Source organism: Pseudomonas sp. Bc-h (assembly GCF_002080045.1).
Taxonomy (GTDB): Bacteria; Pseudomonadota; Gammaproteobacteria; order Pseudomonadales; family Pseudomonadaceae; genus Aquipseudomonas.
Window position 1 is genome coordinate 402403 of sequence record NZ_MUIN01000006.1, and the last position, 20902, is coordinate 423304.

The 20902-nt window shown below is 58.3% G+C and carries 24 protein-coding genes and 2 tRNA genes; 21 read left to right on the plus strand and 5 right to left on the minus strand.

Annotated features, from left to right (window positions below; all coding sequences use genetic code 11):
- Positions 1–2: 2 nt before the first annotated feature.
- The 12 genes from ruvA to BWR59_RS12435 all read left to right on the plus strand — a co-directional run bounded on the left by ruvA (position 3) and on the right by BWR59_RS12435 (position 8848).
- The gene (ruvA, locus tag BWR59_RS12380; protein ID WP_081565914.1) at positions 3–611 is read left to right on the plus strand and encodes a Holliday junction branch migration protein RuvA; all 609 of its coding nucleotides are present in this window, start codon (positions 3–5) and stop codon (positions 609–611) included.
- Positions 612–1667 carry a Holliday junction branch migration DNA helicase RuvB gene (ruvB, locus tag BWR59_RS12385; RefSeq protein WP_081565915.1) on the plus strand — a complete coding sequence of 352 codons (1056 nt, stop codon included), beginning with the start codon at positions 612–614 and terminating at the stop codon, positions 1665–1667.
- Positions 1668–1806: 139 nt separating this feature from the next.
- Positions 1807–2277, plus strand: coding sequence for a tol-pal system-associated acyl-CoA thioesterase (gene ybgC / locus BWR59_RS12390; protein WP_081565916.1), 471 nt, complete (start codon positions 1807–1809; stop codon positions 2275–2277).
- Positions 2267–2962, plus strand: a complete 696-nt coding sequence (gene tolQ / locus BWR59_RS12395; RefSeq protein WP_081565917.1) for a protein TolQ — start codon at positions 2267–2269, stop codon at positions 2960–2962. The genes ybgC and tolQ overlap by 11 nt, the downstream gene beginning before the upstream one ends.
- Before the next feature lie 23 nt (positions 2963–2985).
- Complete coding sequence (tolR, locus tag BWR59_RS12400) at positions 2986–3441, plus strand: protein TolR (RefSeq protein WP_175500219.1); 456 nt, start codon at positions 2986–2988, stop codon at positions 3439–3441.
- Positions 3441–4511 carry a cell envelope integrity protein TolA gene (gene tolA, locus BWR59_RS12405; protein WP_081565918.1) on the plus strand — a complete coding sequence of 357 codons (1071 nt, stop codon included), beginning with the start codon at positions 3441–3443 and terminating at the stop codon, positions 4509–4511. The genes tolR and tolA overlap by 1 nt, the downstream gene beginning before the upstream one ends.
- A gap of 17 nt (positions 4512–4528) precedes the next feature.
- Positions 4529–5809, plus strand: coding sequence for a Tol-Pal system beta propeller repeat protein TolB (gene tolB, locus BWR59_RS12410; protein ID WP_230982002.1), 1281 nt, complete (start codon positions 4529–4531; stop codon positions 5807–5809).
- Positions 5810–5861: 52 nt separating this feature from the next.
- Positions 5862–6362, plus strand: coding sequence for a peptidoglycan-associated lipoprotein Pal (pal, locus tag BWR59_RS12415; protein ID WP_081565920.1), 501 nt, complete (start codon positions 5862–5864; stop codon positions 6360–6362).
- A 6-nt stretch (positions 6363–6368) separates the two neighbouring features.
- Positions 6369–7190 (plus strand): tol-pal system protein YbgF, encoded by an 822-nt coding sequence (ybgF, locus tag BWR59_RS12420; RefSeq protein ID WP_081565921.1) that lies wholly within the window; start codon positions 6369–6371, stop codon positions 7188–7190.
- A 179-nt stretch (positions 7191–7369) separates the two neighbouring features.
- Positions 7370–8017 (plus strand): 7-carboxy-7-deazaguanine synthase QueE, encoded by a 648-nt coding sequence (gene queE, locus BWR59_RS12425; protein ID WP_081565922.1) that lies wholly within the window; start codon positions 7370–7372, stop codon positions 8015–8017.
- Between the two features lie 16 nt (positions 8018–8033).
- On the plus strand, positions 8034–8708 hold the full coding sequence (gene queC / locus BWR59_RS12430) for a 7-cyano-7-deazaguanine synthase QueC (protein WP_168184480.1): 675 nt from the start codon (positions 8034–8036) through the stop codon (positions 8706–8708).
- A 64-nt stretch (positions 8709–8772) separates the two neighbouring features.
- Positions 8773–8848 (plus strand) — tRNA-Lys (locus tag BWR59_RS12435).
- A 71-nt stretch (positions 8849–8919) separates the two neighbouring features.
- Here the strand turns inward: BWR59_RS12435 and BWR59_RS12440 are convergent.
- Positions 8920–9552 carry a TetR family transcriptional regulator gene (locus BWR59_RS12440; RefSeq protein WP_081565924.1) on the minus strand — a complete coding sequence of 211 codons (633 nt, stop codon included), beginning with the start codon at positions 9550–9552 and terminating at the stop codon, positions 8920–8922.
- 92 nt (positions 9553–9644) lie between these two features.
- Between BWR59_RS12440 and BWR59_RS12445 the strand changes: the two genes are divergently transcribed.
- A complete protein-coding gene (locus BWR59_RS12445; RefSeq protein ID WP_081565925.1) occupies positions 9645–10310 on the plus strand; it encodes an O-methyltransferase in 666 nt (221 codons plus the stop codon).
- Between the two features lie 256 nt (positions 10311–10566).
- Positions 10567–11625, plus strand: a complete 1059-nt coding sequence (gene nadA / locus BWR59_RS12450) for a quinolinate synthase NadA (RefSeq protein ID WP_081565926.1) — start codon at positions 10567–10569, stop codon at positions 11623–11625.
- 85 nt (positions 11626–11710) lie between these two features.
- On the opposite strand, the gene BWR59_RS12455 is transcribed toward nadA, so the two are convergent.
- Positions 11711–13144, minus strand: a complete 1434-nt coding sequence (locus tag BWR59_RS12455; protein WP_081565927.1) for a M48 family metalloprotease — start codon at positions 13142–13144, stop codon at positions 11711–11713.
- A gap of 140 nt (positions 13145–13284) precedes the next feature.
- On the opposite strand from BWR59_RS12455, the gene BWR59_RS12460 reads away from it, so the two are divergent.
- Complete coding sequence (locus BWR59_RS12460) at positions 13285–13536, plus strand: sulfurtransferase TusA family protein (RefSeq protein WP_081565928.1); 252 nt, start codon at positions 13285–13287, stop codon at positions 13534–13536.
- 47 nt (positions 13537–13583) lie between these two features.
- Positions 13584–14654, plus strand: coding sequence for an AI-2E family transporter (locus BWR59_RS12465; protein WP_081565929.1), 1071 nt, complete (start codon positions 13584–13586; stop codon positions 14652–14654).
- A gap of 74 nt (positions 14655–14728) precedes the next feature.
- On the opposite strand, the gene BWR59_RS12470 is transcribed toward BWR59_RS12465, so the two are convergent.
- Together BWR59_RS12470 and BWR59_RS12475 are read right to left on the minus strand one after the other, a co-directional pair.
- On the minus strand, positions 14729–15202 hold the full coding sequence (locus BWR59_RS12470; protein ID WP_081565930.1) for a peroxiredoxin: 474 nt from the start codon (positions 15200–15202) through the stop codon (positions 14729–14731).
- Positions 15203–15212: 10 nt separating this feature from the next.
- Positions 15213–15776, minus strand: a complete 564-nt coding sequence (locus BWR59_RS12475; protein WP_081565931.1) for a glycine cleavage system protein R — start codon at positions 15774–15776, stop codon at positions 15213–15215.
- Positions 15777–16090: 314 nt separating this feature from the next.
- On the opposite strand from BWR59_RS12475, the gene dapA reads away from it, so the two are divergent.
- The 5 genes from dapA (at position 16091) to BWR59_RS12500 (ending at position 19830) form a co-directional block, all read left to right on the plus strand.
- Entirely contained in the window at positions 16091–16969 is an 879-nt protein-coding gene (gene dapA, locus BWR59_RS12480; RefSeq protein WP_081565932.1) for a 4-hydroxy-tetrahydrodipicolinate synthase, read from the plus strand.
- Positions 16970–16986: 17 nt separating this feature from the next.
- Positions 16987–18102, plus strand: coding sequence for an outer membrane protein assembly factor BamC (bamC, locus tag BWR59_RS12485; protein ID WP_081565933.1), 1116 nt, complete (start codon positions 16987–16989; stop codon positions 18100–18102).
- Positions 18103–18861 (plus strand): MBL fold metallo-hydrolase, encoded by a 759-nt coding sequence (locus BWR59_RS12490; RefSeq protein WP_081565934.1) that lies wholly within the window; start codon positions 18103–18105, stop codon positions 18859–18861.
- A 74-nt stretch (positions 18862–18935) separates the two neighbouring features.
- Positions 18936–19649 carry a phosphoribosylaminoimidazolesuccinocarboxamide synthase gene (gene purC / locus BWR59_RS12495; protein WP_081565935.1) on the plus strand — a complete coding sequence of 238 codons (714 nt, stop codon included), beginning with the start codon at positions 18936–18938 and terminating at the stop codon, positions 19647–19649.
- A gap of 91 nt (positions 19650–19740) precedes the next feature.
- A tRNA-Ser gene (locus BWR59_RS12500) sits at positions 19741–19830 on the plus strand.
- A 350-nt stretch (positions 19831–20180) separates the two neighbouring features.
- Here the strand turns inward: BWR59_RS12500 and BWR59_RS12505 are convergent.
- Positions 20181–20888 (minus strand): recombinase family protein, encoded by a 708-nt coding sequence (locus tag BWR59_RS12505; RefSeq protein ID WP_081565936.1) that lies wholly within the window; start codon positions 20886–20888, stop codon positions 20181–20183.
- Between the last annotated feature and the right edge of the window lie 14 nt (positions 20889–20902).

Consider the following 20902-nt stretch of genomic DNA (forward strand, 5'->3'; position numbering starts at 1 on the left):
TCGTGATTGGACGTTTACGCGGGGCGTTGGTAGAAAAACAGCCGCCGCATCTGGTGCTCGATGTCAACGGTGTGGGCTATGAGATCGAAGTCCCGATGACCACGCTTTATCGTCTGCCGCATCTGGGCGAGACGGTGACGCTGCACACCCATCTTGTGGTTCGTGAAGACGCGCACCTGCTGTTCGGGTTTTACGAAAAGCGGGATCGCGAGATGTTTCGGGAGCTGATCCGCCTGAATGGCGTCGGCCCCAAGTTGGCGCTGGCCCTGATGTCCACGCTGGAAGTCGATGAGCTGGTGCGCTGTGTTCAGGCGCAGGACACCTCGGCGTTGACCCGCGTACCCGGTGTCGGCAAAAAGACCGCAGAACGGTTGCTGGTCGAACTCAAGGATCGTTTCAAGGCTTGGGATGCTCTGCCGGGCACATTTGCGTTGGTGTCCGAAGGTCCAGGGGCTCCTGTGCAGGTCGCTACCGCCGAGTCCGACGCCATCAGTGCGCTGGTATCGCTGGGTTACAAGCCGCAGGAAGCCAGCAAGGCGATTACGGCAATCAAAGACAAGAACCTGAGCAGTGAAGACCTGATTCGCCGCGCACTCAAGGGGATGCTGTAAGTGATCGAAGCAGACCGCCTGATCGCCGCGACCGGCCGCGACCGAGACGAGCAACTTGATCGTGCCATCCGGCCGCTGAGTCTGGCCGACTATATAGGTCAGCCCACTGTGCGCGAGCAGATGGAGCTGTTCATCCAGGCCGCTCGCGGGCGTAACGAGGCACTGGATCACACACTTATCTTCGGCCCACCGGGGCTCGGTAAAACCACTCTCGCCAACATCATCGCCCAGGAAATGTCGGTCTCGATCAAGAGCACGTCGGGCCCCGTGCTCGAGCGGCCGGGTGATCTGGCGGCAATCCTTACCAATCTTGAACCCCATGACGTGCTGTTCATCGACGAAATCCACCGTCTATCGCCCATCGTGGAAGAGGTCCTCTACCCGGCGATGGAAGATTTTCAGCTGGATATCATGATCGGCGAGGGTCCTGCTGCACGTTCCATCAAGCTGGACCTTCCGCCGTTTACCCTGGTGGGCGCTACCACTCGGGCGGGGATGCTCACCAACCCGCTGCGTGACCGCTTCGGTATCGTGCAGCGTCTTGAGTTCTACAGCACCGCCGACCTCGCAACGATCGTCTCGCGGTCGGCGGGTATTCTCGGTTTGCATATCGAAGATGAGGGCGCGTTTGAAATCGCCCGCCGTGCCAGGGGCACGCCCCGGATCGCCAACCGTCTGTTGCGCCGCGTGCGTGACTTCGCCGAGGTGCGAGCTCAGGGGCAGATCACCAAGGCGATTGCAGATCTGGCGCTGAACCTGCTGGATGTGGATGAACGCGGTTTCGATCATCAGGATCGGCGTTTGCTGTTGACCATGATCGAGAAGTTCGACGGTGGGCCGGTGGGTGTCGATAACCTTGCGGCTGCCATCAGTGAAGAGCGACATACCATCGAGGACGTGCTGGAGCCCTATTTGATCCAGCAAGGCTATATGATGCGCACGCCTCGCGGACGCATGGTCACGCGGCATGCTTATCTGCACTTCGGTCTGAACATCCCGTCGCGGATGGGGGATCGGTCGATTCCCGATGAACCGGTCGACGATGCCGATGAATAAAAACAGTCGTGACCGATTTATTCGGCCGTTTCATGGTCAGACGGGCAGTCGAGGCACTATGGCCGTTTGCCTGGCGACGAAAATCGATGAAAAACAGTTGCCTGGCTGGATTGGCAACCTGAGGAGTAAGCACTAGAGTATGCGCGCGCAAAACGGGGCTCAGTCGTTCGCACATCGCTGTCGCGTTTATTACGAGGACACCGATGCTGGCGGCATCGTCTACTACGTCAATTACCTGAAATTCATGGAACGGGCTCGGACCGAGCGGCTGCGGGAGTTGGGCTTCGCTCAATCCGCCATGGCCGGGGACGAGAACCTGTTGTTTGTCGTGCATTCCAGCGAAGCGCGGTACCACAAGCCGGCGCGTCTGGACGATGAGCTGCTGGTCAGCGCCGAAGTGATCGAATTGAACCGCGTCAGCCTGCGCTTTCAGCAAGAAGTCAGGCGGGCTGTGGATAATGTGCTGCTCTGTGAGGGGCAGTTTTTGGTGGCGTGTGTGCGCGCCGATAGTTTGAAACCCCGGGCCATTCCCGAAGCTCTGCGCACGGCCTTTGCCAGCCAGGGCGGCGCGGGTACACATTCAGAGCAGGAGATACAGCGTGGAAGCTAACGTCGTCGACCATTCCTCCATGTGGAGTTTGGTCAGCAATGCCAGCGTGGTCGTTCAGTTGGTGATGCTGATCCTGGTGGCCGCATCGGTCACTTCGTGGATCATGATTTTTCAACGCAGCTCCATGCTGCGTGCCGGGCGCCGTGCGCTGGACAGCTTCGAAGAGCGTTTCTGGTCGGGTATCGACCTGTCCAAGTTGTACCGTCAGGCTGGTAGCAACCCTGATCCGGACTCGGGCGTGGAGCAGATCTTCCGCGCCGGCTTCAAAGAGTTCTCGCGTCTGCGCCAACAACCGGGTGTCGATCCGGACGCCGTCATGGAAGGTGTCGCACGTGCCATGCGGGTCGCCATTTCCCGTGAAGAAGAGAAGCTTGAGCAGAGTCTGCCGTTCCTCGCGACCGTAGGTTCAACCAGCCCGTATGTGGGTCTATTCGGTACCGTCTGGGGGATCATGAACTCCTTCCGTGGTCTGGCCACTGCACAGCAGGCCACACTGGCGACCGTAGCACCGGGTATCGCCGAAGCACTGATCGCGACCGCCATCGGCCTGTTCGCTGCAATCCCTGCAGTAATCGCCTACAACCGTTTCGCCGCTCGTGGCGAGAACCTGATTGGCCGTTACTACACATTCGCCGACGAATTCCAGGCCATCCTGCACCGTAAAGTGCACACCAGCGAAGACTAAGCAGGTATTTCCCAATGGCTTTAATCGCTCGCGGCCGACGCAGCAAACGCAAGCCGGTCGCCGAAATGAACGTGGTGCCTTACATCGACGTGATGTTGGTACTGCTGGTCATCTTCATGGTGACGGCTCCTATGATCAACCAGGGCGTGAAAGTCGATCTGCCCAAGGTCTCCAGCGAGGCCTTGCCGCAGGACAACAACAATCAGGTTCTGACCATTTCGATCAAGGCTGACAAGACCTATTACTGGAACCTTGGCAGCGAAGTCGATACCGACAAGCAGATGGACAAGGCGATGACCTTGCCGCAACTGACCAGCGCCGTGACCAAGATCATTGCGGCCGGTCGTGAGGCGGGCAAGCAGACCCAAGTGTTCATCCGTGGCGACAAAACCGTCGACTATGGCGCCGTCATGGGCACCATGGGCGGGTTGCAGAAGGCCGGAGTCGGGAACGTTGGTTTGATTACCGAGGCGCCCTGATGCAGCCGATTCGAGAGCCGTCAGCCTCGGAAAGCTACTTCTGGCCCTCAGTCTGGGCTGTGGCACTGCACGTCCTGATTTTTGGCCTGTTGTTCGTCAGCTTCGCGATGACGCCGGAGCTGCCTGAGTCCAAGCCAATCGTTCAGGCGACGCTTTATCAGTTGAAGTCGAAAAGCCAGGCGACGACCCAGACCAACCAGAAGCTTGCTGGCGAGGCGAAAAAATCCGCTGCGCGACAAACCGAAGTCGAGCAGATGGAGCAGAAAAAAGTTGAGCAAGAGGCGATAAAGGCGGCGGAACAAAAGAAAGCCGATGCCGCTCAAAAGGCCGAAGAACAAAAGGCCGAGGAAGCGAAGAAAGCCGATGACGCCAAAAAGGCCGATGACGCGAAGAAAGCCGAAGCCAAGAAAGCGGACGACGCCAAGAAAGCCGCAGAAGAGAAACAATTGGCTGATATAGCCAAGAAGAAAGCCGAAGACGACGCGAAGAAGAAAGCAGAGGAAGACGCCAAGCGCGCGGCCGCGGAAGAAGCCAAGAAACAGGCTGCCGAGGATGCGAAGAAGCAGGCTGCTGACGACGCGAAGAAAAAGGCCGCCGAAGACGCGAAGAAAAAAGCGTTCGAGGATGCCAAGAAAAAGGCTGCTGACGACGCCAAGAAGAAGGCCCAGGACGCTGCCCGTAAATCGGCGGAAGACAAGAAGGCGCAAGCATTGGCTGACCTGCTTTCCGACAAGCCGGAACGCCAACAGGCGCTGGCCGATGAGAAGGGTGACGAGGTTGCGGGCAGCTTCGATGACTTGATTCGCTCGCGGGCTGCGGAAGGCTGGGCACGTCCACCTTCAGCGCGCAAAGGCATGACAGTTGTGTTGCAGATCGGCATGTTGCCGGATGGTACGGTTTCTTCGGTGACCGTGGCCAAGTCCAGCGGCGACGGACCTTTCGACAGTTCGGCAGTAGCAGCGGTCAAGAATATTGGTCGTTTGACAGAGATGCAGGGTATGAAACCTTCGGATTTCGCACCTTACCGTTCATTCAAGATGACATTCACACCTGAGGATCTAGCCTTGTGATTAACCTTCTTCGAGGACTGCTTGTCGTTCTTTGTTGCGCAGCAGGTTTCGCCGCTGCCGACGAAAAGAACATTCTGGTCACAAGTGGCAGTGACCGCGCGACGCCGATTGCAATCGTGCCGTTTGGCCTGCAAGGCGGCAGTGTATTGCCGGAAGACATGGCTTCGATCATCAGCAATGACATGCTGAACTCGGGCTACTACTCGCCGATTCCAAAGGAAAACATGATCAGCCAGCCTAGCCAGGCCAGCGAAGTCATTTTCCGCGACTGGAAAGCGCTGGGTGCACAGTACGTCATGGTCGGCAGCATCGCTCCATCGGGCGGTCGACTGCAGGTTCAATACGCACTGTTCAACGTGGCGACTGAACAGCAAGTCTTGACCGGTAACGTGTCGGGTACCACTGATCAGCTCCGCGACATGGCGCACTACATCGCCGACCAGTCGTTCGAAAAACTCACCGGCATCAAAGGTGCGTTTTCGACTCGCATGCTGTACGTCACGGCTGAGCGTTTCGCGGCGAACAACACCCGTTACACCCTGCAGCGTTCGGACTACGACGGTGCTCGCGCAGTGACCCTGCTGCAATCCCGTGAGCCTATCCTGTCGCCGCGTTTCGCCCCGGACGGCAAGCGCATCGCTTACGTTTCGTTCGAACAGAAGCGTCCACGGATCTTCGTTCAGCACATCGATACTGGCCGCCGCGAGCAGATCACCAACTTCGAAGGCCTGAACGGTGCACCGGCATGGTCTCCGGACGGCACCAAGCTGGCGATGGTTCTGTCGAAAGACGGCAACCCCGAGATTTATGTGATGAACCTGGCTTCGCGTCAGCTTTCGCGAGTCACGAATGATTCTTCCATCGATACCGAACCTTTCTTCGGTAAAGACGGTTCGACCATTTACTTCACTTCCGATCGTGGTGGTAAACCACAGATCTATAAAACGAGCATTAATGGTGGCGGCGCCGAGCGAGTCACTTTCATCGGCAATTACAACGCCAACCCTAAGTTGTCGGCTGATGAAAAGACTCTGGTCATGATCCATCGTCAAGATGGTTTCACCAACTTCAAGGTGGCTGCTCAGGATTTGCAGCGCGGTAGCGTAAAAATCCTTACAGATAGCAACCTTGATGAGTCGCCTACTGTTGCGCCCAACGGCACCATGGTAATCTACGCCACCCGCCAGCAGGGCCGGGGAGTCTTGATGCTCGTGTCCATTAATGGGCGCGTGAGGCTCCCGCTTCCTACCGCTCAAGGCGAAGTCAGAGAACCTTCCTGGTCCCCTTACCTGAACTGACGCGGCGCTTTACGTTTTACTTAACACACTGGGGTTCATTAGGAGTTTCACGATGGAAATGCTGAAGTTTGGTAAATTTGCTGCGCTGGCTCTGGCCATGGCTGTAGCTGTAGGTTGCTCGTCCAAAGGCGGCGACAATGCCGGTGAAGGCGCTGCTGTAGATCCAAACGCTGGTTACGGCGCTAACACTGGTGCCGTTGATGGCTCCCTGAGCGAAGAAGCTGCTCTGCGCGCAATCACCACTTTCTACTTCGAATACGACAGTTCTGACCTGAAACCAGAAGCCATGCGCGCTCTGGACGTTCACGCCAAGGACCTGAAAGCCAACGGCGCTCGCGTAGTTCTGGAAGGTAACACCGACGAACGCGGTACTCGCGAATACAACCTGGCACTGGGCGAGCGTCGTGCGAAAGCCGTTCAACGCTACCTGGTTCTGCAAGGCGTTTCGCCAGCTCAGCTGGAACTGGTTTCCTACGGTGAAGAGCGTCCAGTTGCTACCGGCAACGACGAGCAATCCTGGGCTCAAAACCGTCGCGTCGAACTGCGTAAGTAATTTGACATGCGAACGTGCCGCCGTGCTTTAACCGTTTTGGCTCTCACCCTTCCTCTTGCAGCGATGGGTGCGGTTCCTGTGGTCGATGACAACTCTGGCTCTGCTGGCAGCAGTTATCCGCCATCGGGTTATGGTACGGCGGGCGCCTACGCCGGAGGTGGGGTTACGCCCCAACCTTCGGCGCAAGGTCAGCTGTTCATGCAGTTGCAACAAATGCAGGATGAAATTTCGCGCTTGCGCGGAATCGTCGAAGTCCAGCAAAACGATATCCAGCAAATGAAGCAAGAAGCGCTGGATCGTTACAAGGACCTCGATTCCCGCATCGGAGCTGGGGGCGCACCTGCTGCACCAGCTGCCAATAATTCTGCTTCCGACGGCGGCGTCAATGCCGGCGGAACACCCGTAGCACCTGCTGCCGGTCAGGCACCGCAGACCAGCACCGAACCCGGTGATCCGGCGAAAGAGAAGCTCTATTACGATGCTGCTTTCGACCTGATCAAGGCCAAGGATTTCGACAAGGCCAGCCAAGCGTTCTCTGCATTCCTGCGCAAATACCCGAACAGCCAATACGCGGGCAATGCCCAGTATTGGCTGGGCGAAGTGAACCTGGCCAAAGGTGACCTCCAGGGTGCCGGCCAGGCCTTCGCCAAAGTGAGTCAGTTGTACCCCAAGCACGCCAAGGTGCCTGACTCTCTCTATAAACTGGCGGATGTCGAACGTCGTCTGGGTCATACCGACAAGGTCAAAGGCATCCTGCAGCAAGTCGTCGCCCAATACCCTGGGACCTCGGCGGCTCAGCTGGCTCAACGAGACCTTCAGCGTCTCTGATCACCAGTCAGTTTGACCCTCGATTCAAGAAAGCCGCGCGTTGCGCGGCTTTTTTCGTTAGAATCTCGCACCCGAAATTCCGGTATTGATTACGCTTCGGTAGATTCTGCGAACGCAGGGTGTACGGAAGTGCCTGACGGAGGCGGATGGCCTGTTTAGCCGTTACGCCCGTGGCCCATATGCAAGACACATTACGCATCACCGAAGTTTTTTACTCTTTGCAGGGTGAAACGCGCACGGCAGGCTTGCCTACCGTATTCGTGCGCCTCACCGGCTGCCCTTTGCGCTGTGGTTACTGTGACAGCGAATACGCCTTCAGCGGCGGTACTATCCAGACCCTCGACTCGCTCATGGAGCAGGTGGCGAGCTATCGCCCGCGTTACGTATGCGTGACCGGCGGCGAGCCGTTGGCTCAGCCCAATGCCATCCCGCTGCTCGAGCGCCTGTGCGATGCTGGATACGAGGTATCGCTGGAGACCAGCGGTGCGCTGGACATCTCTAAGGTCGATTCCCGCGTCAGTCGTGTAGTGGACCTGAAAACACCAGGTTCGAAGGAAGTCACCCGCAACCGATATGAGAATATTGAGCTGCTGACTCAAAACGATCAGGTCAAGTTCGTGATCTGCTCGCGTGAGGACTACGACTGGGCTGTGTCGAAAATCATTCAGTACGGGCTGGACCGTCGCGCAGGCGAGGTGTTGTTTTCGCCCGTGCATCGCGATCTGAACGTGAGGGACCTGGCTGACTGGATCGTGGCAGACAACCTTCCGGTACGTCTGCAATTGCAGCTGCATAAAATTCTCTGGAACGACGAGCCGGGGCGCTGACATGAGTGAACAAACGATGACTGAGAAAAGAGCGGTAATCCTGCTGTCAGGCGGCCTCGATTCGGCGACGGTCGTCGCCATGGCCAAGGCCGATGGCTTCAGTTGCTACACGATGAGCTTCGACTACGGGCAACGTCACCGGGCAGAGCTGCAGGCCGCCGAGCGCGTGGCGAAGGATCTGGGCGTCGTCGAGCACAAGGTGATCGGCCTCAATCTGAACGGCATTGGCGGTTCGGCACTTACCGACACCAGCATCGCAGTTCCTGAAGCTCCCGGCGAAGGCATTCCGGTGACCTACGTCCCGGCCCGCAACACGGTTTTCCTGTCGTTGGCATTGGGCTGGGCTGAGGTACTGGGTGCACGGGATATCTTCATCGGGGTTAATGCGGTCGACTACTCCGGTTACCCGGATTGCCGTCCGGAGTTCGTCGAGTCGTTCGAGCGTATGGCCAATCTGGCTACCAAGGCCGGTGTAGAAGGGCAGGGCTTCACGATTCAGGCGCCGCTGCAGATGTTGAGCAAGGCCGATATCGTCAAGGCGGGCACGCGTCTGGGCGTCGATTACGGGCTCACCGTTTCCTGCTATCAGGCCGACGATCAGGGCCGCGCATGCGGCAAATGCGACAGCTGCCGACTGCGTGCAGAAGGCTTCGCCGCCGCCGGTGTTACTGACCCAACGCGTTATTTTTAATTTTATTTTCAATAAGGTGTTGAATTACTGAGAGAAAGCGGTAATATACGCGCCACCACGAAGCGGGTCGTTAGCTCAGTTGGTAGAGCAGTTGGCTTTTAACCAATTGGTCGTAGGTTCGAATCCCACACGACCCACCATCTTCGAAACCCGAGAGGTCCACGCAAGTGTGAATTCTCGGGTTTTTTTTCGTCTGCTGTTTCTCCTCAGCTCATTGACTGCCAAGCCGTTCAAGGTACGCGCAGAACATGTCGGCCATCGCATCCGAGTAATTCTCGATTTCCACCTCGTTCCGGGGTGACTGCGAAAACTCCTTACCTACCGTGTCCATTGTGGTTGTGATCAGTTCGGCCGCCAGAAGCCTTGTGGCCTGGTCGACACCCGGCAAAACCTCCTCCATGAAACGCTGTATGGCGCGCTCTCCGGTCGCTTTTACTTCCTGAGCCTCGGGAGCGTTGCGATAAAGCGGTGCCGCGTCGTCCAGTGCGATGCGCATATCGGCCTCTTCGCATTCCGAACGAATGAAAGTGTGGATCAGCGTACGCAAGCGGTCGAAGGGTGGAGCGGCGGTGTCGCCGAGGATGCGGGTGAGCAGGGCAGTGGTCTGCTGCCATTCATCGCTCTGCAGGCGGAACAGAATTGCCGCCTTGTTGGGGAAGTACTGATACAGCGAGCCAATACTGACGCCTGCCTTCTCGGCGACCCGCGCGGTGGTGAAGCGGCTGGCGCCTTCCTTGGCCAAAACCTGAACAGCGGCCTGAAGAATGATCGAAACAGACTCTTCGGAGCGGGCCTGTTTTGGCTTCTTGCGCAGAGAAATCGCGGGGTTGCGGGGATCGGTCATGGCGGCTCGACAATGCGAATATTAAATGTGAGGGATTCGTCGGATTCTAATCCGGCGTTGAGATCAGCGCATCTTTCAATCCGGAGACATACATGAATACCCTGACTAGATCCCCTGTTGCTCCTTTGCTGGATCGCCTGTTCGACGAGGCTTCGGCGCTTTCACCGCGTTCGAATCCGGACATGGCTGAGCTGTCGCAAGAGGAGCTTGAGCGCTTGATGCGCAGCAAAACTGAATACCTCGATTTCTATGGTCGTCTCAAGGATTTCCCTCTCGCTGTGTCGAAAGAGACCGGGGCGCTGCTTTATATGCTGGCTCGCAGTTGCAGGGCACGCACGGTTGTCGAGTTCGGCACATCGTTCGGTATATCGACGTTGCATCTGGCCGCAGCTCTGCGCGACAACGGCGGCGGTTTGCTGATTACCAGCGAGTTTGAGTCGTCCAAGGTGGCTCAGGCCCGCGATAACCTCAAGGCGGGCGGTCTGCTCGATCTGGTGGAGATTCGAGAGGGCGATGCGCTGCGGACTTTAGGCAGAGATCTTCCTGAAAGCATCGATCTGGTGCTGCTGGACGGCGCGAAGGCGCTGTATCCAGAGATTCTGAATCTGGTGGAAAGCCGCCTGCGGCCTGGTGCGTTGATCATTGCTGACAACGCCGATTACGCGCCTGAATACCTGGCCCGGGTGCGCTCGCCTGCGCAGGGCTATATGTCCATTCCGTTTGCCGAGGACGTAGAGCTGTCGATGCGCCTGGGCTGACACGCGGGCGGTAAGTGATCGCTCAACGGGTTACGTGATACATTCGCCGCCGCTTTGCGCGACCTCCCGCTCTGGCTGTCACAGTGGCAGCGGTGGCGGGAGGAAAGCACACGGCGAATCGCTATCGATGCATGCCCCAAGAGGCATGCCCGGAGCTGGAAACTTCATGACCGTGAGGGTTTCCCGCTTTTTTTGTTGCCTGTTGTTCAGGTGTAAACTCGACGTTCGCGCATACGCGCACTCAGGTCCTGCGAACATGACACAGATTTCCGAACGCCTGCTGGTCCAAGCGCACCTGGACGCCAAACAGCCAAAGCCCCTGACTCCGGACGAAGAAGCCGAGTACCGCCGCCTGATCGCCGCTGAGCTCAAGGCGCAGGACGCAGTCTTGGTGGCTCACTATTACTGTGACCCAGTGATCCAGGCGCTGGCGGAAGAAACCGGCGGCTGCGTATCCGACTCCCTTGAGATGGCCCGCTTCGGCAAGAACCATCCGGCCAGGACAGTGCTGGTTGCCGGTGTGCGATTCATGGGCGAAACCGCGAAGATTCTGACCCCTGAAAAGCGCATTCTGATGCCGACCCTGGAAGCGACCTGCTCGCTGGATCTGGGCTGCGGCGTCGATGAATTCACGACCTTTTGCGACCAGCATCCCGAGCGCACCGTTGTGGTTTATGCCAACACGTCCGCTGCAGTCAAAGCCCGTGCCGACTGGGTCGTCACGTCAAGCTGTGCGCTGGAAATCGTCGAAAGCCTGATGGACAACGGCGAGAAAATCATCTGGGCGCCGGACAAGCATCTGGGACGCTACATTCAGCGCGAAACCGGTGCTGACATGTTGCTGTGGGACGGCGCCTGTATCGTCCACGAAGAGTTCAAGTCGCGGCAGCTGGAGGATATGAAAGCGCTGTACCCGGACGCTGCGATTCTGGTGCACCCGGAGTCACCTGAGTCGGTGATCGATCTGGCCGATGCGGTGGGTTCCACCAGTCAGCTGATCAAAGCCGCGCAGACCCTGCCGAACAAGACCTTCATCGTGGCGACCGACCGCGGCATTTTCTACAAGATGCAGCAGCTGTGCCCGGACAAGATTTTCATCGAAGCCCCCACCGCCGGTAACGGCGCGGCATGCCGCAGCTGCGCTCATTGCCCGTGGATGGCGATGAACACGCTGGCCCGCACTCTACAGTGCTTGCGCGAAGGCACCAATGAAGTCTTTGTCGACCCGGCGATTATCCCGAATGCCGTGCGGCCGTTGCAGCGGATGCTGGATTTCACTCAGGCTGCTCGACTCAAACTCTCCGGTAACGCCTGATTCGTAGCGCTCCGGTTCGCCGGCGGCAGCGTTCTCAAGATCGCCACCGCCGGCAAGCTGTGTTGCTCCAGGATTGAGCCCGCTTCTAGTTCATCAACTCTTTCACCGCCCGTTCCTGCGCGATGATCTCCTGCTGTCTGGCGTCTATCCGCGAAGCCAACTGGAAGTTGTTGTTGGCCCGGCGCTTGGCGAATTCCAGTTGCTGAACAGCCTGCTTGAAGTCGCCCATCAGTGCGAAATACTCGGCGCGAGCCTGGTGCGAACCGATGGTATTGCCGGAAAGCCCGCGAGTGTCGGCCACCTGATTCCAGACATCCGGATCGTCCGGGCGACTCTTCAGTAGCGTTTCCAGAGACTTCAGCGCTTCAGGGGCTTTGGACTGTTTGAGCAGGATATCGACCTTGGCCTGATTCAGTGGGTAATCGTCCGGGTAGAGGTCCAGCATCCGGTTGACCCGTTGCTGAGCATCGGGGAAGCGGTTGTTGGTGATGTCCAGATTGATCGCGGCCAGGTTGTAGGTGATGTTGTCCGGGGCCTTTTCCAGCAGCGGCTTGAGCTCATCGCGGGCTTCGTTCAACTGGCCGGCCTTGGTTTGCGCCAGAGCGAGACCATAGCGGGCGGCATCGTTCTTCGGGTTCTCGGCCAGCTGTGCCCGGAAACGCTTGGCAGCCATACCCGGGGTTTCTTCGTAAATCAGCACGACACGCGAGCGCATCAACTGATACCCGAGGCTGTCTTCCTTGCCGCCCGGCTTGGACTGCTCGGCCCGGTTGCGGGTGTCGGCAATACGCGATTCGGTCACCGGGTGGCTCATGAGGAATTCCGGCGGCTTGGCGTCGTAGCGATACTGACGCGCCAGACGTTCGAACATGGTCGGCATGTTGCGTGGGTCGTAACCGGCTTTTTCCAGGTTGAGAATGCCAATGCGGTCCGCTTCAGCCTCGTTCTGGCGAGAGAAGCGGGCCTGTTCCTGAATGGCCGCAGCCTGTGAGCCTGCGATCGCGGCAATGCCGGCGTCACCTGCACCGGCTGCCGCCATGACGATGCCCGCCAGCATCGCGGCCATCACCGGGACCTGCATGCGTTGCTGCGCCTGTACGCCTCGGGCAAAGTGGCGTTGCGACAAGTGAGCCAGTTCGTGAGCGAGTACCGCTGCGTATTCGCCTTCGGTTTCTGCGTGCAGGAACAAACCGCCGTTGACCCCGATGATGCCGCCGGGTGCAGCGAACGCGTTGATTTCAGGGGTGTTGATCAGGATGAACTCAAGACGTCGGTCCTGCACCTGACTGGTTTCGGCCAGGCGATAGACCGAGGTTTCGACGAAGTCCTTGAGTTGCGGATCGGACAACTGCGGCACTTGAGCGCGCAACAGACCCAGCCAGGCGCGGCCCAGGTCATGTTCCTGTTGTGGTGAGACGATGGACGAACTGGCATCGCCAAGCGACGGCAGATCGTCCGCAAAAGTCGGGGCTGCCAGCAGGCATGCGAGCGTCAGCAGTGTGGGGCGCAAAAAATTCATGCACGAAACTCTGAGGCAGAAAGTCGTTACTGTAGCTGGCTCAATGGCTTGCTGACCAGAGTGGGGTATTCTGGCGAGTCTGTATGAATGTTCTTCTTACAGTTTCTATGTAATTGGATGTGTCTACCCGGAGAGAAACGATGTCTGACGCTGTGGGGCGCCCCGCGACATGCGATGCCGAGCTGGACGCCAGTGGCCTGAATTGTCCGCTGCCGTTGCTCAAGGCGAAAATGGAACTCAACCGCCTGGCCAGTGGCGCGGTGCTCAAGGTGACCGCCACCGATGCCGGCTCCCAGCGAGACTTCCGAACTTTCGCCAGGCTCGCGGGCCATGCGCTGTTGCATGAAGAATCGGCCAATGGCATTTATCTGTACTGGTTACGCAAGGCCTGACCCTTTTCACTGCTTCGCCTTTTACCCTCGGCCCCAAAGGTTCATTGATGTTCAAAGTGCTTCGCGATTGGATGCAGCGCTACTTCTCGGATGAAGAGGCAGTGGTGCTGGCGGTATTGCTGTTTTTGGCGTTCACGATAGTCCTCACTCTGGGCGGCATGCTGGCACCTGTGCTCGCCGGGCTGGTGCTGGCGTTTCTGATGCAGGGCATGGTCGCGCAGTTGGAGCGCCTGCGGATGCCGGAAGGGGGCGCGGTCGGGCTGGTCTTCGCCTTGTTCATGGGCGCGCTGGCGGTGTTCCTGTTGGTCCTGGTGCCGCTGCTCTGGCATCAATTGATCACGCTGTTCAACGAGCTGCCGGGGATGCTCGCCAAGTGGCAGTCATTGTTGTTGCTGTTGCCGGAGCGCTACCCGCATCTGGTGTCCGATGAGCAGGTGCTACAGGCCATCGACACTGCCCGTGGCGAAGTCGGCAAGTTTGGCCAGTGGGCCTTGACCTTCTCCCTGTCGAGCCTGCCGCTGCTGGTCAACATGATGATCTATCTGGTGCTGGTGCCGATCCTGGTGTTCTTCTTCCTCAAGGACCGCCGGATGATTGGCCGCTGGTTCAGAGGCTATCTTCCGCGCGAGCGTACGTTAATCACCCGTGTGGCCGAGGAAATGAACCGGCAGATCGCGAATTACATTCGCGGAAAAGTCATCGAGATCTTCATCTGTGGCGCAGTGACCTACATCGCCTTCGTCACCATGGGCCTCAATTACTCGGCGCTACTGGCGATGCTGGTGGGGATTTCGGTGGTCGTGCCATATGTGGGCGCGGTGGTGGTGACGGTACCGGTGGCCTTTATCGCGCTGTTCCAGTGGGGCTGGAGCGATCAGTTCATCTACCTGATGGCGGTCTACGGCATCATTCAGACGCTCGACGGCAACGTACTGGTGCCGCTGCTGTTCTCGCAGACGGTCAGCCTGCACCCGGTCGCGATCATCTGCGCGGTGCTGTTGTTCGGTGGGCTGTGGGGCTTCTGGGGGATTTTCTTCGCGATCCCGTTGGCGACCCTGTTCAAGGCCGTGCTGGATGCCTGGCCGAGGAATGAGCCGACGGTTGCGCCGTTGTTGTAGCGAAGGTCTGTTGATGATCGTTCCTGCGCAGAGCGTGGGAACGATCAACTTACAGCGTGGGATTGATCAGCCCGTTAGGCTTTATCGAGTGCCTGAGCCTGTTCCAGCACCGCAGCGACATGCCCCGGGACCTTCACGCCACGCCATTCCTTGCGCAGCACGCCGTCTTTGTCGATCAGGAAGGTGCTGCGATCCACGCCCAGGTATTCCTTGCCGTACAGCTTCTTCAGCTTGATCACGTCGAACAGCTGGCATAGCGACTCGTCCTTGTCCGAGATCAGCTCGAACGGGAATTCCTGCTTGGCCTTGAAGTTCTCGTGAGACTTCAAGCTGTCGCGGGACACACCGAACACCACGGTGTTGGCTGCCTTGAAGTCAGCGTACTGATCGCGAAAGCCCTGGCCTTCGGTGGTGCAGCCAGGGGTGCTGTCCTTGGGGTAGAAATAAATGACCACTTGCTGACCCTTCAGCGCAGACAGGCTCACAGCCTGATCGCTGGTGGCCTGTACCTGAAAGTCGGCAACGGGTTTGTCCAGTTCTACAGCCATGCGGGTTTCCTTACATTGGGGCTTGCGGGCGCCATGGTTCGATCAGCGCGTCGAGATTGAGAGCGTCGGCGAAGTCCAGGAACTGGTCGCGCAACCAGCTGATCTGGGTGCCGGCGGGCAGCGTCACGGTGAACGTCGCGTTGAGCATCGTTCCGCCAGTCTGTGGCGCCTGATACGTGTCGCAGATCAGGTTTTCCAGCTCGACATGATGATCGATGAAGAACTGGCACAGCTCATTGATGATGTCCGGGCGATACGCCGAGCTGACGTAGGCCACATACGGCAGGGCTTCAGGACGGCTCTCCAGCGAAGCGCTGCGCACCACGTTGACGGTGAACGCGTGTTTCTTCGACAGGTTCGGCAGGCCGGTTTCAAGACGCGCCAGGGCGTCCCAGCTACCGGATATCTGCAGAATCAAGGCACTGTATTCCCCGTGACGAGTGAGGCGCGAGCTGACCACCGAGCAACGGTTTTCATGACTGGCGCGGCACAGGACGTTGGTCAGCTCCATTGGGTTGGCGCCAAGGGCACTGATGACAAGGAATTGTTCGCGAACTGTGGGGATGGACGACATGCAGCATTCCTAAGCGATGAGCGGTCGGTACATTGTTGGCTTGTGCGGCGGATTCAACGAACGAAAGACTCGCAACTACGGCCCGGACCACTGTCACACGTGGCTTGTGTGAGCCAGTCACACCAAGCGACGACGAGGCTGGAACGGGGTTTTGCGACGACGAATACGAACGGTCGAACGAGCTGCGCAGATGACCAGTACCGATCAAAGACCGAAGGGTAGCGAAAACCGTCGCTCAGGGGAATGCTCGCCTTGTGCAAGGACCATGGCGCCAGTACCATTACCGCTCTCTTTTTCCGGCAGGAGCGGTTTGCATGATTGCGGGCAGTATGGTGGCACTGGTCACACCTATGGATGCGCAGGGTCGTCTTGACTGGGACAGCCTGAGCAAACTGGTGGACTTTCACCTGCAAGAGGGCACCAACGCCATTGTTGCCGTCGGCACTACAGGTGAATCGGCGACGCTTGACGTCAACGAGCACATCGAAGTCATTCGTCACGTCGTCAAGCAGGTTGCTGGCCGCATTCCGGTGATCGCCGGCACGGGCGCCAATTCCACCCGCGAGGCGGTCGAACTGACCCGCAACGCCAAGGACGCCGGTGCCGATGCCTGCCTGCTGGTGACCCCGTACTACAACAAGCCGACCCAGGAAGGCCTGTACCAGCACTTCAAGCACATCGCCGAAGCCGTCGACATCCCGCAGATCCTCTACAACGTGCCGGGTCGCACCTCCTGCGACATGCAGGCCGAGACCGTGATCCGCCTGTCGAAGGTCAAGAACATCATCGCCATCAAGGAAGCCACCGGTGACATGCAGCGCGCCAAGGACATCCTGGCCGGCGTGAGCAGCGACTTCCTGGTGTACTCCGGCGACGACGCCACTGCGGTCGAGCTGATTCTGCTCGGCGGCAAGGGCAATATTTCGGTCACCGCCAACGTCGCCCCGCGTGACATGTCCGACCTGTGCAAGGCGGCCATGGCCGGTGATGCCGTCACCGCCCGCGCCATCCACGAAAAACTGATGCCGCTGAACAAAACCCTGTTCATCGAATCGAACCCTATTCCCGTGAAATGGGCCCTGCATGAGATGGGTTTGATGCCGGACGGTATCCGTCTGCCGCTCACCTGGCTCAGCGAGTCATGCCACGAGCCGCTGCGTCAGGCCCTGCGCCAGTCCGGTGTATTGGTTTAATGAGGAAGCACTACGCAATGAAGCGACTGGCCGGACTTTCCGCACTAGCCTTGATTATCTCCAGCACCAGCGGTTGCAGCTGGTTGTTTGGTCAGGACGGTTACTTCCGTGATCGCAGCAGCGATTACCTGGAAGCCACCCAGAAACCACCGATGCAATTGCCTGAAGGCGTCCAGGAAGCCAAGCGCCTGGACCCGCTGCTGCCGATTCCACGCAACGTAGCCGATGACACCCAGAAGGGTGAATTCAACGTACCGCGTCCGCAGCCTCTGGCCACCGCTCAGGACTCCGGCGACTACACTCTGCAGAAGAGCGGCGACAACCGCTGGATCCTGGCTCAGCGTGCCCCGGCCGAAGTCTGGCCAGTGGCTCACCAGTATTTCGAAGACAACGGTTTCCGCATCGCCGAAGACCGTCCTGCTACCGGTGAATTCAACACCACCTGGCAGCGCATGGACGAGTTGTCTGCGTCGGTTGCCAAGCGCATGGGCGCCTCCGGCGACAGCGCCAGCACCGAAACCCGCGTTCGCGTTCGCATCGAGCCGGGCGTGCAGCGCAACACCAGTGAAGTCTACATCGTCAGTGTCCAGCGTCCGGCCGGCAGCAGCGATGATCCCGCTTTCCCGTCGCGCAGCACCAACGTCGGCCTGGATTCGGTCCTGACCGACGACATGCTGGCAAGCCTGACCCGTACTGCCGAGAAGGGCGGTTCGGTGTCCCTGCTGGCAGCGCGTGACTTCGATACCCCGAGCCGCGTTTCGCTGAGCGAAGACGGCAGCGGCAACCCGGTGCTGAACTTGGGTGCCGACCTCGATCGCGCCTGGTCCAGTGTCGGCCGCGCCCTGGGGCAGGGTGACTGGCGCGTTGAAGACATCAACCGCAGCCTGGGTCTGTACTACATCAACCTTGCTGAAAAAGCCGACAAGCCGGAAAACAAACCTGGCTTCTTCGCTCGCATGTTTGGCAGTGAAGAAACCAAAGAACAGAAAGAAGCCCGCGCCGAGCGTTATCAGGTTCGCCTGAGCAAGGTCGGTGACAACGTTCAGGTAACGGTCGAGAAGAACATCAACACCGTGGCGCCGACTGAAGTCGCCCGTCGCGTATTGAGCGTCATTCAAGACAACCTCGGTTAAGTGCGTTTCGCAAATCTGGGCAGCGGCAGCCGGGGTAACGGCACGCTGATTGCGAGCAACGACACCTACGTACTGGTCGACTGCGGTTTCTCCCTGCGGGAAACCGAGCGGCGGCTGGACAGGCTCGGCATCAGCGGGCATCAGTTGAGCGCCATTCTTGTGACCCACGAACATGCCGATCATGTGCATGGCGTGGGTTTGCTGTCTCGGCGCTACGATCTGCCGGTCTATCTCAGCGACGGCACCCTGCGCGGCATGCGCAAGCCGGTCGAAGCGGGGATCAGACTGACAGGCGGGCAGGGGTTGCAAATCGGCGACCTGAGCATCGATGTGGTCTCCGTGGCCCACGATGCGCTGGAGCCGACGCAGTTCGTCTTCAATGACGGGCGCAAGCGTTTTGGTCTGTTGACCGATCTGGGGTCGTACTGTCCGTCGGTGCTGGAGAGCTATCGTGGTCTGGACGCGCTTATGATCGAGTCCAACCACTGCCGCGACATGCTTGCCCGAGGACATTACCCGTACTTCCTGAAACAGCGGGTCGGCGGGCAATTCGGACACTTGAACAATCACCAGGCTGCAAGCCTTGTGAACGAGCTGGGATGGCAGGGCCTGCAACACCTGGTGCTGGCCCACCTGAGCAGCAAGAACAACCTGCCGCATCTGGCCCGGCAATGTTTCGTCGACACCCTCGGGTGCGATCCGGACTGGCTACAATTGGCCGATCAAGATTCAGGGCTCGACTGGCGCGAAATCGCCTAGCGTCCCAAATGGGGCGACAGCCCAGCGGTTTTTAACGGGCGACTCGCCCAGACATTTTGCAAGCGGAGCCCATCATGGAAAAACGTGAAGAACTCTACCGCGGCAAAGCCAAGTCGGTTTACAAGACCGACGACGCTGACCGCTTGATCCTGCTGTTTCGCAACGACACCTCGGCGTTCGACGGCAAGCGCATCGAACAGCTCGACCGCAAAGGTATGGTGAACAACAAGTTCAACGCCTTCATCATGCAAAAGCTCGAAGCGGCCGGCATTCCGACCCAGTTCGACAAACTGCTGGCCGACAACGAAGTGCTGGTCAAGAAGCTCGACATGATTCCGGTCGAGTGCGTTGTGCGTAACTACGCCGCCGGCAGCCTGGTCAAGCGCCTGGGCGTCGAAGAGGGCATGAAGCTCAATCCATATACCTTCGAGCTGTTCCTCAAGGACGACGCCAAGGGCGATCCGTTCATCAACGAATCCCACGTCGTGGCATTCGGCTGGGGCACCGCCGAGCAACTGGTGCGCATGAAGGAGCTGTCGCTGAAGGTCAACGACGTCCTGAGCAAGCTGTTCGACGACGCAGGCCTGCTGCTGGTCGACTTCAAACTCGAATTCGGCGTGTTCAGCGATGGCTCCATCGTCCTGGGCGACGAGTTCAGCCCGGATGGCTGCCGCCTGTGGGACAAGGACACCAAGAAGAAAATGGACAAGGACCGCTTCCGTCAGGGCCTCGGTGACGTCATCGAAGCGTACGAAGAAGTGGCCCAGCGTCTGGGCGTGCCGCTCTAAAGCGCAAATCGCCGCAAGCATCTGAAAGAACGCGGAAATTTTGAAAAAAGGGTTCGCGTTTTTTCACCAAGCTGTTATGATGCGCGCCGTTGGAGAGATGCCGGAGTGGCCGAACGGGACGGATTCGAAATCCGTTGTACTGGCGACAGTACCTAGGGTTCAAATCCCTATCTCTCCGCCATTACATAGAAGCCCTCGCAAGTCTTTGATTTGCGGGGGTTTTTTGTATCTGGTCGGTTTTGCATTTGACCACTCAGTTTGACCACTTAACTTTCACTCAAAACCATTTCCCCCCTATTTTTGGAAGTCGGTGGTGAGTCGAGTAAGAATATTCAGTGGGCCCAAATCCCTCGCAAGCCCAGAAAGTTCGCTGGCTGTCTTAACGACCCGGACTTCGGGTAATAGATGGGGTCTATAAGAATCGATAAATCCATGGGAGCACCTGTAAGCGCCGCTGACGCACTTCTAACTGAATTGTAACGCCATGACAGCGACCCACAACTATCACCGCTCACACAGCATTGCAGAGTCTTATGGAAAGGCCAGACCAAGACGTTCCACAATTCGCTTGACAGTCATTGGTGCAAACTTACCACCACGCGCTGTTTTCACACCTTTGACATTCAAGTAATTTGCCATGCCGAGCAAGGTTGTAACACCTTCAAACATTCCCGACTGGATCGCTTGACGAAGTGATTCTGCATTGATGTCTGCAACGGCCTGTGCTGCTGCTGTAGCTGCTGTTGTTCCTTTGGTGTGTGCTGCTGCTCTACCAGCGTCACGACGTGCCACCTTGGCTTGGGCTTCCTTGTCACCGTTGTCTGCTTTGGTCTTGAGAGTAGCGAGTGCGGCAGTTGTGCGTTGTGCAATGAACTCACGCTCCTGCTGTGCTAGTGCGGCGTATATGTGCAACTGGAATGAATCAGCGGTTGGCATTGTCGCCACCTTGAAAGGTACACGTTTCATCAAGCCAGCAATGTGCTCAACGTCGCGTGACAAACGATCAAGCTTAGCGACTACCAACGTGGCGCCGTGCTTTACACACGCTTCCAATGCTGCTTTGCACTGCTCACGTTCGGTCGGTGCAATGGTGCCACTAGCAGTGTCTTCAAACTCACCGATGATTGTCCAGTTGTTGGACTCGACAGCTAGTCGCACGTATTCACGCTGTGCTTCCAGACCCAAACCACTCTTACCTTGACCATCTGTACTGACGCGGTAGTAGGCGATGATCTTCATGTTGGTTTGTCCTG

What these genes read in the sequence shown, in the direction of transcription:
- ybgC (WP_081565916.1), top strand. Translation starts at nt 1,807, where the DNA reads ATGCGCGCGCAAAACGGGGCTCAGTCGTTCGCACATCGCTGTCGCGTT.
- tolA (WP_081565918.1), top strand. Translation starts at nt 3,441, where the DNA reads ATGCAGCCGATTCGAGAGCCGTCAGCCTCGGAAAGCTACTTCTGGCCC.
- pal (WP_081565920.1), top strand. Translation starts at nt 5,862, where the DNA reads ATGGAAATGCTGAAGTTTGGTAAATTTGCTGCGCTGGCTCTGGCCATG.
- ybgF (WP_081565921.1), top strand. Translation starts at nt 6,369, where the DNA reads ATGCGAACGTGCCGCCGTGCTTTAACCGTTTTGGCTCTCACCCTTCCT.
- queE (WP_081565922.1), top strand. Translation starts at nt 7,370, where the DNA reads ATGCAAGACACATTACGCATCACCGAAGTTTTTTACTCTTTGCAGGGT.
- queC (WP_168184480.1), top strand. Translation starts at nt 8,034, where the DNA reads ATGACTGAGAAAAGAGCGGTAATCCTGCTGTCAGGCGGCCTCGATTCG.
- BWR59_RS12440 (WP_081565924.1), bottom strand. Translation starts at nt 9,552, where the DNA reads ATGACCGATCCCCGCAACCCCGCGATTTCTCTGCGCAAGAAGCCAAAA.
- BWR59_RS12445 (WP_081565925.1), top strand. Translation starts at nt 9,645, where the DNA reads ATGAATACCCTGACTAGATCCCCTGTTGCTCCTTTGCTGGATCGCCTG.
- nadA (WP_081565926.1), top strand. Translation starts at nt 10,567, where the DNA reads ATGACACAGATTTCCGAACGCCTGCTGGTCCAAGCGCACCTGGACGCC.
- BWR59_RS12455 (WP_081565927.1), bottom strand. Translation starts at nt 13,144, where the DNA reads ATGAATTTTTTGCGCCCCACACTGCTGACGCTCGCATGCCTGCTGGCA.
- BWR59_RS12460 (WP_081565928.1), top strand. Translation starts at nt 13,285, where the DNA reads ATGTCTGACGCTGTGGGGCGCCCCGCGACATGCGATGCCGAGCTGGAC.
- BWR59_RS12465 (WP_081565929.1), top strand. Translation starts at nt 13,584, where the DNA reads ATGTTCAAAGTGCTTCGCGATTGGATGCAGCGCTACTTCTCGGATGAA.
- BWR59_RS12470 (WP_081565930.1), bottom strand. Translation starts at nt 15,202, where the DNA reads ATGGCTGTAGAACTGGACAAACCCGTTGCCGACTTTCAGGTACAGGCC.
- BWR59_RS12475 (WP_081565931.1), bottom strand. Translation starts at nt 15,776, where the DNA reads ATGTCGTCCATCCCCACAGTTCGCGAACAATTCCTTGTCATCAGTGCC.
- dapA (WP_081565932.1), top strand. Translation starts at nt 16,091, where the DNA reads ATGATTGCGGGCAGTATGGTGGCACTGGTCACACCTATGGATGCGCAG.
- bamC (WP_081565933.1), top strand. Translation starts at nt 16,987, where the DNA reads ATGAAGCGACTGGCCGGACTTTCCGCACTAGCCTTGATTATCTCCAGC.
- purC (WP_081565935.1), top strand. Translation starts at nt 18,936, where the DNA reads ATGGAAAAACGTGAAGAACTCTACCGCGGCAAAGCCAAGTCGGTTTAC.
- BWR59_RS12505 (WP_081565936.1), bottom strand. Translation starts at nt 20,888, where the DNA reads ATGAAGATCATCGCCTACTACCGCGTCAGTACAGATGGTCAAGGTAAG.